This window comes from Luteibacter sp. TLI7-4A (assembly GCF_056754745.1).
Window position 1 is genome coordinate 218,447 of record NZ_JBPGWO010000001.1, and the last position, 14,924, is coordinate 233,370.

At 66.8% G+C, this 14,924-nt stretch carries 14 protein-coding genes; 7 read left to right on the forward strand and 7 right to left on the reverse strand.

Annotated elements, in window-relative coordinates; genetic code table 11:
- The first annotated feature begins 39 nt into the window (after positions 1-39).
- From ACR9Y6_RS01035 to ACR9Y6_RS01050, 4 genes are all read left to right on the forward strand, one after another.
- Positions 40-939, forward strand: coding sequence for a universal stress protein (locus tag ACR9Y6_RS01035; RefSeq protein WP_481279594.1), 900 nt, complete (start codon positions 40-42; stop codon positions 937-939).
- A gap of 216 nt (positions 940-1,155) precedes the next feature.
- On the forward strand, positions 1,156-1,722 hold the full coding sequence (locus ACR9Y6_RS01040) for an N-acetyltransferase family protein (RefSeq protein WP_481279595.1): 567 nt from the start codon (positions 1,156-1,158) through the stop codon (positions 1,720-1,722).
- Between the two features lie 13 nt (positions 1,723-1,735).
- Positions 1,736-3,025, forward strand: a complete 1,290-nt coding sequence (locus tag ACR9Y6_RS01045; RefSeq protein WP_481279596.1) for a thymidine phosphorylase — start codon at positions 1,736-1,738, stop codon at positions 3,023-3,025.
- Complete coding sequence (locus ACR9Y6_RS01050; RefSeq protein WP_481279597.1) at positions 3,022-4,404, forward strand: MBL fold metallo-hydrolase; 1,383 nt, start codon at positions 3,022-3,024, stop codon at positions 4,402-4,404. Before ACR9Y6_RS01045 ends, ACR9Y6_RS01050 begins: the two co-directional genes overlap by 4 nt.
- A gap of 3 nt (positions 4,405-4,407) precedes the next feature.
- Here ACR9Y6_RS01050 and ACR9Y6_RS01055 read toward each other — a convergent pair whose 3' ends face one another.
- From ACR9Y6_RS01055 to ACR9Y6_RS01070, 4 genes are all read right to left on the reverse strand, one after another.
- A complete protein-coding gene (locus ACR9Y6_RS01055) occupies positions 4,408-5,079 on the reverse strand; it encodes a universal stress protein (protein ID WP_481279598.1) in 672 nt (223 codons plus the stop codon).
- 317 nt (positions 5,080-5,396) lie between these two features.
- Positions 5,397-5,852, reverse strand: a complete 456-nt coding sequence (locus tag ACR9Y6_RS01060; protein WP_481279599.1) for a universal stress protein — start codon at positions 5,850-5,852, stop codon at positions 5,397-5,399.
- Between the two features lie 38 nt (positions 5,853-5,890).
- Positions 5,891-6,313: a universal stress protein gene (locus tag ACR9Y6_RS01065; protein WP_306850038.1), complete on the reverse strand. Its 423-nt coding sequence runs from the start codon at positions 6,311-6,313 to the stop codon at positions 5,891-5,893.
- Complete coding sequence (locus ACR9Y6_RS01070; protein ID WP_481279600.1) at positions 6,310-8,904, reverse strand: cation-translocating P-type ATPase; 2,595 nt, start codon at positions 8,902-8,904, stop codon at positions 6,310-6,312. Before ACR9Y6_RS01070 ends, ACR9Y6_RS01065 begins: the two co-directional genes overlap by 4 nt.
- A gap of 145 nt (positions 8,905-9,049) precedes the next feature.
- Here ACR9Y6_RS01070 and ACR9Y6_RS01075 point away from each other — a divergent pair, with 145 nt between their 5' ends.
- Both ACR9Y6_RS01075 and ACR9Y6_RS01080 read left to right on the forward strand, forming a co-directional pair.
- A complete protein-coding gene (locus tag ACR9Y6_RS01075; RefSeq protein WP_481279601.1) occupies positions 9,050-9,946 on the forward strand; it encodes a universal stress protein in 897 nt (298 codons plus the stop codon).
- A 9-nt stretch (positions 9,947-9,955) separates the two neighbouring features.
- Entirely contained in the window at positions 9,956-10,849 is an 894-nt protein-coding gene (locus ACR9Y6_RS01080) for a universal stress protein (RefSeq protein ID WP_481279602.1), read from the forward strand.
- Here the strand turns inward: ACR9Y6_RS01080 and ACR9Y6_RS01085 are convergent.
- A complete protein-coding gene (locus ACR9Y6_RS01085; RefSeq protein ID WP_481279603.1) occupies positions 10,809-11,249 on the reverse strand; it encodes a universal stress protein in 441 nt (146 codons plus the stop codon). The two genes, ACR9Y6_RS01080 and ACR9Y6_RS01085, sit on opposite strands and share 41 nt — an antisense overlap.
- 148 nt (positions 11,250-11,397) lie before the next feature.
- Between ACR9Y6_RS01085 and ACR9Y6_RS01090 the strand changes: the two genes are divergently transcribed.
- Positions 11,398-12,123, forward strand: coding sequence for a Crp/Fnr family transcriptional regulator (locus ACR9Y6_RS01090; protein ID WP_481279604.1), 726 nt, complete (start codon positions 11,398-11,400; stop codon positions 12,121-12,123).
- On the opposite strand, the gene ACR9Y6_RS01095 is transcribed toward ACR9Y6_RS01090, so the two are convergent.
- Together ACR9Y6_RS01095 and ACR9Y6_RS01100 are read right to left on the reverse strand one after the other, a co-directional pair.
- Positions 12,124-14,127, reverse strand: a complete 2,004-nt coding sequence (locus tag ACR9Y6_RS01095; protein WP_481279605.1) for a PAS domain S-box protein — start codon at positions 14,125-14,127, stop codon at positions 12,124-12,126.
- Entirely contained in the window at positions 14,124-14,861 is a 738-nt protein-coding gene (locus ACR9Y6_RS01100; protein ID WP_481279606.1) for a response regulator, read from the reverse strand. Before ACR9Y6_RS01100 ends, ACR9Y6_RS01095 begins: the two co-directional genes overlap by 4 nt.
- Between the last annotated feature and the right edge of the window lie 63 nt (positions 14,862-14,924).

Sequence of the window (14,924 nt, forward strand, 5' to 3'; positions counted from 1 at the left end):
CGATACAACGACTCTCACGCCAACCCAGACGAGGTCGCCATGTCTTCCCCTCCCGTCCTCAAACCCGTTCACGACCGGACCGGCCATGACGAGCCGGTCTATCGCGATATCGCCGTCGTCCTGACGCAAACGCCCGGCGAGGACACGTCTCTGAACGTCGCCGCGTCGCTGGCTCGTCGTTTTGGTGGAGAGCTCGAGGTTCTGCAGGTGCTGGCCATGCCCGCTCCGGTGACGGACGCATGGGCGCTCATGCCCGACCCCGACCTCATGGAGCGTTATGCCCGGATACGGGAAGAGGCGGCGAAACGGACCATCGACCTGGACAACCGGATGAAATCGCTCGGTGTCACGGGCCGCGTGCACGTGCTGGAAACCTTGTTCGACACTCCGCCGGATGTTGCCGCGGCCGGCGCGCGCCGCACCGACCTGGCGGTGATATCGAGGCCCGCCAATGCGCCCGCCGACGCCGCGCTGGTTCATCGCTATTTCGCTGGACTGCTGCTCGAATCCGGGCGGCCGGTGCTGGCCGTGCCGGCCACGTGCGATGTCTCGCTCCCTCCCCGGCACGCGGTGGTGGCGTGGTCGGAAACGCGGGAGTGCGCGCGTGCGGTGCACGATGCCCTGCCGCTTCTGGAAGCAGCCGAGGCCGTCGATATCGTCATGGTCGACCCGGTGCCGACGGGGTTCGAGGGCGCCGACGCATTCGGGACGAGCCTCGCCGCCCACCTGTCACGCCACGGCGTGGCGACGCGGATCGTGACCGACAAGTCGCGCGGGCGGCCCGTGAGCCGGGTCATCCTCGATCGCGCCAGCCGGGCGCGCGCGCAGTTGATCGTCGCCGGTGGTTATGGCCACAGCCGCTTGCGTGAGTGGGCACTCGGCGGCACCACGCGGGAACTGTTCCTCGAGTCGGCCATTCCCGTCCTGTTCGCGCATTGAGGAACCGCCGACGATCGAGGGCGCGATGCGCGCGGTGGAGGTCGGTGGACCCGGCGAGGGCCCGGACATTCTTGCCTTGCGAGGAATGGTGACGGCACAGACCGAGCATCGGCGGCCCCCGTGACGCGAACGCTTGACGACGGTCAAGTCGTGTCGCCGGCACCTCGACTATACCTATACGGGAACTTCACACATCCCGCCATGCCGGAGTCCGTCATGTCCAGCAAGACCGCTACACCTTCAACCGATCATCCCGGTTTCCCGCCGACCGAAGGCGATCATTGGATCGAGTCGCTCGGAGACGGTACGCGCGTTCTGATCCGCCCCCTGCGGCCTGACGACAAGGAGCGCGAGCAGGCATTCATCCGGCGCCTGTCCCCGGAGTCCCGCCGGTGGCGGTTCCTGGGAGAGATGCGCGAAGCGTCGCCCGCGCTGCTCGCCGGCCTGATGGACGTCGACTATGTCAACACGATGGCCTTCGTGGCTCTGGCGCACGACAACGGTGAACTGCGTGAAGTCGGCATCAGCCGCTACAGCGCAACCGATGACCGCGCCCGCTGCGAATGCGCCGTGACGGTCGCCGACGACTGGCGTCATCGAGGCTTGGCAGTCACACTCATGCGCCACCTCATCGAGGTTGCCCGGCGGAATGGGTTCAAGACCATGTTCTCGCTCGACCTGGCCGAGAACGACGAGATGCGCCAACTCGCCCATTTCCTCGGTTTCACGAGGGCGCCCGATCCTTCCGATCAAACCCTTGTCGTGCACACGCTCAAGCTTTGAGGGTGCCGTGTCGATGCATGCCGGTAACACCCAGGGCGCCTCCATCATTGCAGTGCGTCCAGCTTCGCTGGCATCGGTCCGCGCCAAGATGTATGGACGGCCACTCACTGAAGAGCAGATCGGGGGTATCGTGAGCGACCTGGCCGCCGGCCGCTATACCGACGTGGAAACGGCCGCATTTCTGGTGGCCACCGCGCATCGCAACCTGTCGATGCGCGAGGTCGTTGCGTTGACCCGGGCGTTGGCGTCCACCGGCAGGACCATGGCCTGGCCGGGCCGCCATCCCGTCGACAAGCATTGCGTCGGCGGGCTGCCGGGTAATCGCACGACCCCGATCATCGTCGCGATCGCGGCATCCCTCGGTGTCATCATGCCCAAGACCTCATCGCGTGCGATCACGTCGGCAGCGGGAACGGCGGATGTCATGGAGACCATGGCGCCGGTGGACCTGGATGAGGCAAGGATGCGGCAGGTTGTCGAGCGCACGAACGGCTGTGTCGTATGGGGCGGAGCCATCGGCATGGCCCCCGCGGATGACAGGCTGGTGCGCATCGAGCGCCAGCTCGATATCAACATGCCGGTGCATATCGTCGCGTCGGTCCTGGCGAAGAAAATGGCTTCCGGCGCTTCAAGCGTGCTGGTGGACATCCCGGTCGGGCCAAGCGCGAAGTTGCGTACGCGTGAAGATGCCGAAGTGCTGGCGGAGATGTTCTATTGCGTTGCCAACGAACTGGGCATCGCGATTCGCGCGGTATTCACCGATGGAACGCAGCCGATCGGCAGGGGCATCGGTCCCGCGCTCGAGGCGCGCGACGTGCTGGCGGTGCTTCGCCGTGCGCCCGATGCACCGGTGGCACTGCGCGAGCGGGCAATTCGCCTGGCGGCATCCGTACTTGTCTTGTCAGATCCCGGGATGACCGAGCTCGGCGCGCGGCGGCTCGCCGCCGAGGCGTTGGCCAGCGGTCGCGCGGGTGCGAGGTTCGAAGCGATCTGCGAAGCTCAGGGCGGGATGCGCGAACCTCCCATCGCTCGTCATACACGCGCCGTCCTGGCGAAGGCGGGTGGGAGGGTGACGGCGATGAAATGCCGTGAACTGGCGCGATTGGCGAAGCTCGCTGGCGCTCCCGATATACCCGAGGCCGGTGTGTTCCTGCTGGTGGGCGTCGGGGATCATGTGCACAAGGGGCAGCCGCTGTTCGAGGTGCACGCCACGAGCGAGGCCATGCTCGACCACGCGGTGGCGTACGCGTCGTCCAGGGATGACCTGCTGTCCATCGATTGCCGCCAGGATGCCGCCGCATGATCGTTTATTCGTGTCACGGTGCCGCGCGGGAGGTCACGGGTTCCTGTCACCTGGTGGAATGCGGCGACAGCAGGATACTCGTCGATTGCGGGCTTTTTCAGGGAGGGCATGGCGCACTCGATGCCAACACGCGTGGATTCGCTTTCGACCCGCGCTCGATCGATATCGTGCTCCTCACCCACGCCCACCTGGATCACTGCGGCAGGCTGCCCAAGCTCGTGCGCGACGGATTTGCCGGTTCTATCGTGTCCACGGCGGCGACGCGCGATCTCGCCCGCGTGGTACTCCTGGATGCCGCGTCCCTCCAGGAAGACGAGGCCAGGCGCGCCCGGTCGCGGGGCGATCGCGATGCCACGCCGGTCTCCAGCCTGGACGATGCGTTTCGTGCCCTCGACGCGTTCGACCGGGTCGCGGCATACGGTGAGGCATTCGAAGCCGCTCCCGGCATTCGCGCCACTTTCCTCGACGCAGGGCATATTCTCGGATCGGCCTTCCTGCTGCTGGAACTGGACGACGGCACGAACCGCCGGCGCATGTTGTTCTCCGGTGACCTGGGGCACCATGGGTCCGGGATGCTGCGGGACCCCGTACCGGCGCCTCCCGCCGACTTCGTCGTCATGGAGACCACGTACGGCAACCGTCCACACCGGTCGTTCGACGCTACCCGGAAGGAATTCCTCGACGCGGTGGGGGACACGCTCAAGGCACGTGGCAATGTCATCATCCCGACCTTCGCGTTGGAACGCGCCCAGGAAGTGCTCTACTGCCTGCATGGAGGCTTGCGCGAAGGGAAGATAGCCCCGGGAACCCGGGTCTTCCTCGATTCGCCGATGGCGATATCCGCAACCGCGATCTTTCGCCGCCACCCCGAATGCTTCAGCGAAGGGTTCCGGGAAGCCTTGCGGCATGAGGATCCCTTCGCGATGCCCCACCTGCACTTCACCCACGGCGTGGAGGAGTCGATGGCCATCAATGCGATCGAAGGAGGGGCCGTCATCCTCGCGGGTTCGGGCATGTGCACCGGTGGACGCGTCCGTCATCACCTGAGGCACAACCTGGGCCGCTCACGTGCCGGGGTGATCCTGGTCGGTTACGCGGCCGAAGGCACCTTGGCCAGGGACATCGTGGATGGCAAGAAGGTCGTGCGCATCGGCAGGCACGAGGTTCCCGTGAGGGCGCGTGTCTGGACCATCAATGGCTTTTCCGCCCACGCGGGTCAACCCGAACTGCTCGCCTGGCTGGGCGAGGAACCCCGCCGTCAGGTATTCCTGGTGCATGGCGAGCCGGACGGTGGGATGGCGGCCATGCGCGATATCCTGCAGGCACGGGGTGTCTCCGTGGCGTGTCCCGCGTTCGGAGTGCCATGCCGCCTGGCATAGCCGTCAATGGCAAAGCAGCGTGGCGATCGTTCCGTGGGTCAGTACGTGGCGCGTCGCCCCTCCGAGCAGGTGCTCGCGCAACGGAGTGTGTCCATAGGCGCCCATCACGAGAAGTTCGGCCTTGAACCGGCGTGCCCGGTCGAGGATGGCCGCTCCGGCGGAGGACGGTATCGCATGCAACCGCTTGTGAGTGACCTCGACACCGTGACGGGCCAGGAAAGCCATCGGATCGAATCTCGGCATGCCGTCCGTGACGGCGTGGGGTTCGGCGCCATCCAGGACACATACCCGTTGTGCCGCCACCACCAGCGGCAATGCCGCACGGATGGCACGCGTCGATGGCGCACTGCCATCCCACGTGAGCATCACGTTGTCGAAGACCCCGCATGGTGCGCACACCTCCGGAAGCACAAGACAGGGCAGGCCGGTTCCGAGCAGCAGGTGGTTCAGACCGTCGAGCGGATTCGCATCCGGATCGGCGGGGCGTTGGACGACGACCAGATCGTGCCAGGTACTGAGCGATGCGAGTCGTCCGGCGGCATCGTTCTCGATGACAGCCCATTGTGGATCGTGCACCCCCGCGGTCCGGGCGAGATGCATGAACTGGTCGCCATCGCCCCCCGGCGCGAGGTCGTCGTGGCGCCGTGCGGCGGGCGGCTGGTCGAGGAGCGCCATGACAGTCGGCTCCCTGGGAGCAGCGTGTCCCAGGAAAGCCGCCGACATGGAGCATCCGGTCACCGATCCGTTGGTACGCGCCGCAAGGCGGCTGCTGACGTAAGAGGCGGCGTCGCGGGGCGAACCGACGATAGCCAGCACATCGCCCACGGCGCGAAGGGAGGTTTGCATCATGGGCGTGGAGCGGTCTGGGTTGGAAGCGGTCGTCACCATGGGAACCCTCGTGTTTTGCGCACCGATGACGCGTTATAGCGCGACTGCGCGTTCTGCCGGTTGATGCAGGTCAATCCTCCGGAAGCGCCCCCCGGAAGGAGTGGCTAGCCCTCGGCATGCGACGCATGGCATACGAGCACGGGAAGATGTGTCGTCAGCAGGATCTTCTGTGTCTCGCTGCCGAGAAGGAGCCGTTGGAGCCCACGCCGGCCATGCGAACCCACCACGATGAGATCGCATCCCCTTTCCTTGGCGACACCCTCGATCACGTGGTGAACGGGTTCGCCGATCTCGCACACCGTGGTGCACGGTATGCCTTCCTCCTTGGCAACCCGCTCCACCTCGAGCAGGTAACGCGTGGCAAGCGTGCGCGCGTTATCCAGATACACCGCCTCGCTCGTCGGCAGCATCATTTCGCCGTAGGTGGTGGCGCGGAAGGGTTCGATCACGTGCACGGCGGTAAGCGTCGCTCCACAGGTCTTCGCAAGATCCACGGCCATGCGCGTTGCGAGCGCTGCCACGGCCGAGCCATCGGTGGCGATGAGAAGGTGCTTGAACATGATGATTTCTCCATTTCACGAGGGTGGTCGGGTCGCTTTCAGCGGACCACGAGCACGGGAATTTTCGAATGCGACAGTACTTTCAGGACCACGGATCCCAGGAATACGCTGCCCACGGCACCCCGCCCATGCGAGCCCATGGCCACGAGGTCGAAGCGCCCCTTCGCCGCCAGCCTCACGATCTCTTCGGCCGCATCGCCGACAAGCATCCGTTCGTCGTGGATGTGCCCGGCGCTGGCAAGCAGGCGGCGCACGGGCCGCATCGCCATCGTCCCGTTGTGTGCATGGAACTGCGTCACGGCGACGGGATCGAGATAGCCGCTGATGTGCGCGTTCAGCGGCGCGTCCACATGGACCAGGGTGATGTCCGGAGGCGTGCTGGCCTCCGACCAGCGGCGTAGCAGGAAACGCGCGGCACGCGTGCTGTGCGCACTGCCGTCGACGGGTATCAGGATCTTCATGATTCGCTCTCCTCACGATAAGGGTGTGGCGCCGGCTTCCGATCCTGTCCCGTGCGGGCAGGGGCGTATCGGTGGATCAGGTAATTCACGAACCGCAGCCAAAGCAGGGCCCCGGCAGCACATGAAACAGGCACGGCGAGGGTGAGCAGCGAAGGGCCTGCAAATCCGAGGATGTGCCGTAACGGGGGGATGAGTGCCACGCCGGCGGCGACAGACAGCGCGACGAAGACCAGCACCGACGCCAGGGGTGTCCGCTTCGCCGGCGCCGCCGTGTCGGCCCCACCGGCCAGGACGAGCACGACGGTCGTCGCCAGCAGACCCAGGAACGCGGCGAGCCGCGCCGACGGGGCCGGTACGCCGGCGGAAAGCATCAGTCCATAGGCTGCGACCAGCAATGCACCCATGCCCGCTCCTTCGAGCAGGCCGGTGCCGACATTGCGGCTGGCGAAGGGCGATTCGTCCGGTCGCCGGGGCGGGCGGCGCATGATGTCCCTCGCGGCCGGCGTCGCCTCGAAGACGATGGAACAGGCCGGATCGATGATCATCTCGACCAGGGCGATCTGAACAGGCAGCAGCAGGGGCGACCATTGCATGACCGCGGGCACGATCGCGAGCATCACGATGGGAACGTGGGCGGCGGAGATGAAGCGCATCGAACGATGCACGTTATCGTAGACGCGGCGACCGATCCGGATGGCGCTCACCAACGCGGCGAAACGGTCGCTCAGCAGGACGAGGTCGGCGGCTTCCCTCGCCACGTCACTGCCGCGGCGCCCCATGGCGACACCCACATCCGCCGCTCTCAAGGCCGGCGCGTCGTTGACGCCATCGCCAGTCATGCCCACGACATGCCCTGCCTGCCTGAACGCCGCGACGAGGCGCAGCTTCTGCGATGGCTGCACGCGCGCGCAAACCTCGGTCTCCCGCAAGCGGATGGCCAATGTCTCATCGTCGAGACGGTCGATCTCCGCCCCTGTAAGCAGGTGATCGCTTCGCAGGCCGGCTTGTGCGGCGATCGCCGCGGCCGTGGCCGGGTGGTCGCCTGTCAGCATCACCACCCGGATACCCGCACCACGGCATTCGGTCATGGCGGCCGGGACGTCGCAACGGAGCGGATCGGCCAGCGCCACCAGGCCGACATAACGATGACGGATCGACTGCACCGCTTCCGGCGCGACATCGCCCTGCACAGCCGCTTGCGCCACGGCAAGGACGCGAAGGCCGCGCGCCGCCATCGCCGCCGCCTCGGCCAGGGCACGGCTGAGCGTCTCCTGGTCCAGCCCGCACAGATCGACGATGGCTTCGGGCGCGCCTTTGGTCGCCATGGTCCATGTACCCGCAACCGTGCCCGCGAACACCCGCGAAACGAAGGGCCTTCCCGGGGCCACCGGGTATTCGTGCCATGCGACGGGTTCGTCCCCCACGGCACGATCGTGCAGGTGTGTGCGCGTGAAGGTGAGGATGGCCCGGTCGGTCGGGTCGAGGGAACCACGCGGGCACGCATTCGCGGCGACGCTCATCAGGGATCGCATCGCCTCCCCGAGGGGCTCGGTGGCCATGCGGACTCCTCCGGATACGTCGGCGAGCGCGGTGACGGCCATCTCGTTGCGAGTGAGCGTACCGGTCTTGTCTACCGCGAGGAGGGAGATCGTTCCCATGGTTTCGACGGCGGCGAGCCGGCGCGTGAGCACCTCGTGCCTGGCGATGCGCCGGGCACCGAGTGCGTAAAACACGGCAAGCACCACCGGTACTTCCTCGGGGAGGATGGCCATCGCCAGGGCAATGGCTGCCAGCGCGGCATCGAGGGGGGCCATTCCGGCCCATGACCAGCTGACCAGCCACAGGATGACGGCCAAGGCGATGGCGATCGTCGCGAAGATCCTGACGATGCGTCCCGCCGCCTTCTGCAAGGCGGACGGCAACGAGCTGGCCTCCGCGATCGATTTGCCGATGGATCCCAACGCGGTGCGTTCGCCCGTCGCGGTGACGCGGATCCGCGCATGCCCCCCCACCACAAGCGTGCCTGCATGCACCAGGATCTCCGCACCGCCGGATATGCGTTCGACGGGGACCGATTCACCGGTGAGAAGCGACTCGTCCACGAGGACCGTACCGTCGATCAATTCGCCGTCCGCCGCGACCCGGTCGCCTTCACGCAGCATGAGGGTATCGCCCATCACGACCTCGGTGGCGGGGATGCGCCTTTCCCTGCCCGAGCGGAGTACGTGGGCGAGGGGTGCCGCCAGTTCGCGGAGTGCCGCCAGCGCTCCTTGCGCCCGGACCTCCTGTGTCACCGTGATGGCGATGACGATAAGGACGGATGCGCCCAGGAATGCCGCTTCGCCGCCGTCGCCGAGCATGGCGTAGATGGCAGTGGCCACGATCAACATGAGGAACATCGGTTCCGTCACGATGTCGCGAAGCAACCGGACCCAGTGATGCTGGCGTCCGGCCGACCATGTGTTGGCCCCATCGCGTTCCAGGCGCCGGCGCGCCTCGTCCTCGTCCAGGCCGCCGATCCCGCACGACGGATCGTCGGATTGCCCCGGGAGTGGCGGCATCGCCGTCATGCCAGCGACCAGGAGATCCATAAGAAGATCCATCGTGAGAGGAACATCCGCGGCAGGTGTCGGATACATGGTGGTGCCGGACGCGGAGTGCGCCTTGACCTGCGTCAATCCCGCGACGGGTAGGCGGCCGTATAACGAAGGCCAGTCACGTCGCCGCGAGGTTCCCATGTCCGTTTCAATCCATGCCGGCGCCACCGGTTCGTCACGGGTGGCCTCCCACGTGCCGTACGCGGATATCGCCGTGGCCATGACAGGCGCACCCGGCGACGCCGCGGCCCTGGACGCCGCCGCGACACTGGCCCGTGCCTACGGCAGTCGTCTCGATGTATTGCAGTTGCTGGTGATGCCCGCACCCATTATCGATGCATGGGGCCTGATACCGGATGCCGGTTTCGGCGAGGTGTACGCGGACATGCGCGAGGCGGGACGAAAGAGCGTCGAGATGTTGCGGTCGCGACTTGCCGAACTTGCCGTTCCCGGCGACGCGCGCTTGCTGGAGGCGCTGTGCGTGGAGCCGGCCAGCCTTGCGGCCATGGCCGTGCGGCGCAATGACATCGTCGTGATGGCAACGCCATACCGGGAGCCGCTCGACACATCGGTCGTGCACGCCTATTTCGCCGGCGTGTTGCTCGAATCCGGGCGGCCGGTGCTATTGGTGCCCTCTGGCAAGGCGTATCCGTTGCCGCCGCGACGCGTCCTGGTGGCGTGGTCGGATACGCCGGAGGCGGCGCGCGCGGTGCACGACGCCATGTCTTTCCTGCGCGCGGCCGATAGCGTTGAAATCGTTACGGCATCTCCCACCGAGGCGGCCGGCGATGACGATGCCGGCATGGCATCGCTGGTCGAGCATCTCGCGCGCCATGGCGTGAAGGTGACCGGCACCACGATCAGCCCCGGGAGTCGCTCTATCGGCATGGCGCTGATCGACCGCGCCACGCGCATCCATGCCGACCTCATCGTGGCAGGAGGCTATGGGCACGGACGCTTCCGCGAATGGGCCTTGGGCGGTACGACCCGGGACCTGTTCCTGGAAGCGGCTCTCCCCGTGTTGTTCTCTCACTGAGGGCACACGATGGCTACGCCCGCATCCGCCTCGTCCGCCGACTCCCTGGCCTCTGCCGCCCTTGGGTTTGGTGGCATCGTTGGCTTGTTGGCGATGGAGCCGCACGATGGCACCGTCATAGAGGCCGCCGCGGCCGTGGCCGGGGAGGGACGGCCGTGGCGGGCATGGCTCCCGCTCGCCATGCCAACGCGGGTGGAATGCCCCTGGGGTGTGTCGATGGCGCAAGCCTTGGCCGCCGATCACCTCGCACGGCGGCAGGATGCATTGGCGCACCTGGCCATGATGCGGCGTACCGCCGCGAGGCTGGGCCAGACATTGTCCTGCGCGGCGGTGGAATTCCCGGAACGCGCCCTCGCCAAGAACATCGTCGCGCGCGTCCGCGCCGCGGGGCTGGTCGTGCTTGGTGCGCCTCCCGAACGGGCCATGGTGGCCGGCCCTCGGTGGTTCGACCAGGTCGTGTCCATGTCTGGCAGGCCGGTACTCGTCGTACCGCGCTGCGCCCGGATAGCTGGGCCACCGCGACGGATACTGATCGCGTGGCACGACCGGCCGGAGGCGTGCCGGGCGCTCCACGAGGCGCTTCCCTGGTTGCGCGAGGCCACCACCGTACGCATCGTGATCGCGGTGGGCTACGGTGCGTCTCGCGCGCAGCGGCAGGCTGTGGCCGGTGCGGAGCGGCTGCGTGCCCATCTCGCCCACCACGGCGTTACCGCGGTGGTCGCCTGCGTCGATTCACAGATGCGCCCGCCGGAGGACATCCTCCTCGAGGAGGCTTACAGCATGGCTGCCGACCTGATCGTCGCGGGCGCGTCCGGCAGGCATCGCACGCTTGCGTTCGCATTCGGCGGAACGACCCTCAGCCTCATGCGTCGCAGCCGGCTTCCCTTGCTGCTGGCTTCGTGATCGGGGGCGGGGGAAGCACCAGCAGGTCGCAGCCCTGGCTCGTCATGGCTTCTGCTATCACGCTGTCGACGTCGCTTCCGAATCCATAACGGCAGGTGCAATCGACTCGTAGCGAGGCGGCGATCCTTCGTGCGCGGGCGAACATGCGTTCACCCATCGCGATGGCGTCGCGGGACGAACCCTGCTCGGCCCGCCCGCCCGGGGGCGACACTTCGACGACGAACAGGATCGTGACCGGAATGCCGGTGCACCAGGCCAGGCGAAGTCCCGCGCATACGGCGCGGAACGACCGTGGATGGCTCCCAGTGGCAACGAGAAGATGATGAAACACGGCGGCTTCCGCAATGAGGGCGACATCATCTGACGTGAATTCGGGGCCCGGCGTGTTGATGGGCGTCAAGCGCGGCGTCCGCCGCTGGAGCGGCCGGGCCATGGTACGACCGCTGTTACATACCGTTACACGTGGATACGCGCCTGACACCGGGGAATGAGTGAGCGCGGCTAGGCTGCGAAGCATGGCAAGGCTCCACCATCCGGGAGGAAAGGACATGATCGCGAACGTCAGCCAGAGTACGTCGACCCATCCGTCATGGACGAGCCAGGCGGTGCAGCCACCCTCGTTGAGTGCCATCGACCTGGAGGCGCTGCGGCGGGAGTTGCCGGTGACACGCCGCAAGCATGCCGCGGGCCAGTACCTGTACAGGGCGGGTCAGCCGTTCCGCGCCATTCATCTGGTCCACGTCGGTTCCTACAAGATATGCGACACGTCGACCGACGGCCGCGAAAAGGTGACCGCCTTCAAGATGCGCGGTGAACTGGCGGGCGTGGAGTCGATCGGCCTCGATGCCTATGCGTGCGATGTGATCGCGTTGGAGGACAGCGAAGCCTGGGAACTGCCGTACCCGGCGGTCATGAAGGCCGCGGTACGCATCCCCGAACTCCAGGAGCAGATCCACACGGCGCTGGCGGCGGAAATCCGTTGCGACCGTACATGGATGCTGTTGCTGGGCACGCTGGCGGCCGAACCGCGGGTGGCCGCTTTCCTGATCGACATCGCCGCGCGCCACGCCCGGCTGGGCTATAGCGCGAAGCACTTCATCCTGCGCATGAGCCGGCTGGACATGGCCAGTTTCCTTGCGCTCAAGCACGAAACCGTCAGCCGTGCGCTAAGCCATCTTGCCGATCTGCGCTTTATCGAGGTGCAACGCCGGGAAGTACGCGTCCTGGATGTCGATGGCCTGCGTGCGATGGCCTGCTGCGCCCAGGCCGCGTGATCAGCCGCCATCGATCACGCGACGCATCGACGTCGCGAGTTGCTCACGACGATAAGGCTTGCGCAGCAACTCGAGTTCCCCCAGGCGACGGCGGTCATCCTCGGGCGCGCCATATTCGTAGCCCGAAGTCATCAGTATCTTGAGGCCCGGCCGCTCGCGTTGAAATTCGTTCACCAGATCCAGGCCCGTTACGGTACCGCCCAATACCACATCCGTGAACACGACCTCGATCTCGGGATGGCCGTCGAAGGCGGTGCGTGCCGTCTCGGCGGTGCCGGCTTCTATCACGGTATACCCGAGACGGCGTAGAAAGGACGCCGCCACCCGGCGTACTTCCTCTTCGTCCTCCACCACGAGGACGGTCTCGTCGCCTTCGACGATATCCGCCGCGGGGGCGACGGCGGCACGGTACTCGACCGAGGGCAGATACAGTTCCACCCGCGTGCCCGATCCGGGTTCGCTATGGATGGACAGCTTGCCGCTGGATTGCTTGACGAACCCGTAGACCATGCTCAGGCCCAGTCCGCTGCCCTTGCCCCCCGTCTTCGTGGTGAAAAACGGCTCGACCGCCCGCGAGAGCACGTCCGGTAGCATGCCCTCGCCTGAATCGACGACGGTGAAGACGACGTAAGGGCCGGGCTGCAGGTCGCCGCCATCCATGGTCTGCTCATGCAACCGTGCATTGATACTGATCTTGCCGCCGCGTGGCATCGCATCGCGCGCATTGAGCGCGAGGTTCACCAGCGCGGCCTCCAGTTCGCCCGGGTCCGCGAAGACGGCGGGCAGTCCCACGGGGCAGTCGGCGACGACGCGGATGCGTTCGCCGAGGGTCCGGGCAAGCATCTCGCTGAGGTCGGCCAGCAGCAGTTCGGTCCGTACCTGCTGGGGATTCAGTCGCTGGCGCCGTGAAAAGCTCAACAGCTTGCGCGTGAGCGTCGAGCCACGCTCCACGGCGCGCGACGCGCTGGCGATGGTCTCGCGGGTGGAGGCATCGGCCTCGAGGTCCCACTCGAGCAGCTGCAGGTTGCCCGAGACGATGGTCAGCAGGTTGTTGAAGTCATGGGCGAGGCCGCCGGTCAATTGGCCGAGGGCGTCCAGTCGCTGCGCATGGGCCAGTTGCTCTTCGCTGCGGCCGCGCTGGATCGACGCGGACAGCACATTGGCCACGGACTGGAGGAAATGCTGGCGATCCCGGTCGAACGTTTCGGTTTGGGGAATCACGACGGCGAGATGGCCGGCGGGGGCCTCGCGGTCGGGTAACAGGGCCAATACCGCATCGAGGGCTGGATGGGTCGCTGCGTTCGCGCCCAGCGGGGTTCGGGTGACCAGTCCACCATCCAGGTCGTCGCGGGGCAGGGGATCGCCGGCTTGCGAGCCGCGCAGGCCGGTCAACAGGATTCGCATGGGATCGTCGACACCGACAGCGGCGGCTATCCGGAGGCCGCCCCCATGCGGATCGACCAGCAGCACGGCGACGGTCGGTACGGACAACGTTTCGGCGATGAGGGCGGGGATTTCCGTCATGGCCGCGTCGTGGGTTGCCGCCAGCAGGATGCGCCGGCTGATATCGGCGACGCGGGTGTCGTAGCGGGCCCGTGCAAGGGCCTGCCGGGCTCGCTGCGTTTCGGAGATGTCGCGGATGGACGCCGCGAACAGGGGTTTTCCTCCGACCTGCGCCGGGCTCAAGCCGATCTCCACGGGAAAGACCGTGCCGTCCGCCCGCACACCCGTGAGTTCGTAGCCCGCACCCATCGGACGCACGCGAGGGTTGTCCATGTACTGGGTGCGGTGCGCCACGTGGACGTCGCGCAGCGCGGCGGGAAGAAGATCCTCGATGGGCCGTCCGTGGAGTGCGTGGGCCGGGTAACCGAACAGTCGATCCGCCTGGGGGTTTGTCAGCATGATCGTACCGAGCCGGTCGACGACGACCATGGCGTCCGGGGCCATGTCGAAAAGGACGCGGAACAGCCCGCTGTCGTCGAACGAGGCGCTGGGCCGTGTCATGGCCGGGTGACCGACGGGGTGAAGACGTAACCGGCACCCCGCACGGACTTGATCAGCGCAGGGCGCGACGGATCGGGCTCGATCTTCCGACGGAGACGGCCCACCTGGACGTCGATGGCCCGGTCGTACGGGCCGGCAGCGCGACCATAGAGGTGCGTCATCAGTTGGTCGCGCGATAGCACCCGGTGGGCATTCTCGGCCAGGACGCGCAAGAGAGCGAATTCGCCGGTCGTCAGGTCGACGGGAATTCCGTCGGGCGAGCGCAGGGTGCGTGAACGTGTGTCGAGGATGAACCCACCGAAGGCATAGTCCACGCCGACGCACGGCGTTTCGGAAACGGTGGTGGTGGATGTGTGTGTCCTTCGCAGCACGCTGCGCACCCGCGCGAGCAGTTCACGCAGGTCGAACGGTTTCGTCACATAGTCGTCCGCACCGAGTTCGAGCCCAACGATGCGGTCGACCGAATCGCCACGGCCCGTCACGATCACGACCGGTCCTTTCCAGGTTTCCCGAAGATAGCGCGTGATGGAAAAGCCATCTTCCCCTGGGAGGCCCAGGTCGAGCATGACCAGGTCGATGCGCGCTTCGGTGAGGCGCTGGCGCATCTGCTCGCCATCGGCCGCGGTGACCACCTCGAACCCCTGGCCGCCGAAATAGCGGGCGAGCATGGTCGCGACTTCCGTCTCGTCGTCGACAATCAGTAGCCGGTGCTCGGGCCGCTCGTTCGAAGCCATCGCGGCGGTATCCTCTTCGATGAGACGGTACGCGGGAGAACCCCGGAGTTCGTCGATGTCGCC

Coding starts and splice junctions, on each gene's coding strand:
- ACR9Y6_RS01035 (WP_481279594.1), top strand. CDS start 40: ATGTCTTCCCCTCCCGTCCTCAAACCCGTTCACGACCGGACCGGCCAT.
- ACR9Y6_RS01040 (WP_481279595.1), top strand. CDS start 1,156: ATGTCCAGCAAGACCGCTACACCTTCAACCGATCATCCCGGTTTCCCG.
- ACR9Y6_RS01045 (WP_481279596.1), top strand. CDS start 1,736: ATGCATGCCGGTAACACCCAGGGCGCCTCCATCATTGCAGTGCGTCCA.
- ACR9Y6_RS01050 (WP_481279597.1), top strand. CDS start 3,022: ATGATCGTTTATTCGTGTCACGGTGCCGCGCGGGAGGTCACGGGTTCC.
- ACR9Y6_RS01055 (WP_481279598.1), bottom strand. CDS start 5,079: ATGGCGCTCCTCGACCAGCCGCCCGCCGCACGGCGCCACGACGACCTC.
- ACR9Y6_RS01060 (WP_481279599.1), bottom strand. CDS start 5,852: ATGTTCAAGCACCTTCTCATCGCCACCGATGGCTCGGCCGTGGCAGCG.
- ACR9Y6_RS01065 (WP_306850038.1), bottom strand. CDS start 6,313: ATGAAGATCCTGATACCCGTCGACGGCAGTGCGCACAGCACGCGTGCC.
- ACR9Y6_RS01070 (WP_481279600.1), bottom strand. CDS start 8,904: ATGGATCTCCTGGTCGCTGGCATGACGGCGATGCCGCCACTCCCGGGG.
- ACR9Y6_RS01075 (WP_481279601.1), top strand. CDS start 9,050: ATGTCCGTTTCAATCCATGCCGGCGCCACCGGTTCGTCACGGGTGGCC.
- ACR9Y6_RS01080 (WP_481279602.1), top strand. CDS start 9,956: ATGGCTACGCCCGCATCCGCCTCGTCCGCCGACTCCCTGGCCTCTGCC.
- ACR9Y6_RS01090 (WP_481279604.1), top strand. CDS start 11,398: ATGATCGCGAACGTCAGCCAGAGTACGTCGACCCATCCGTCATGGACG.
- ACR9Y6_RS01095 (WP_481279605.1), bottom strand. CDS start 14,127: ATGACACGGCCCAGCGCCTCGTTCGACGACAGCGGGCTGTTCCGCGTC.
- ACR9Y6_RS01100 (WP_481279606.1), bottom strand. CDS start 14,861: ATGGCTTCGAACGAGCGGCCCGAGCACCGGCTACTGATTGTCGACGAC.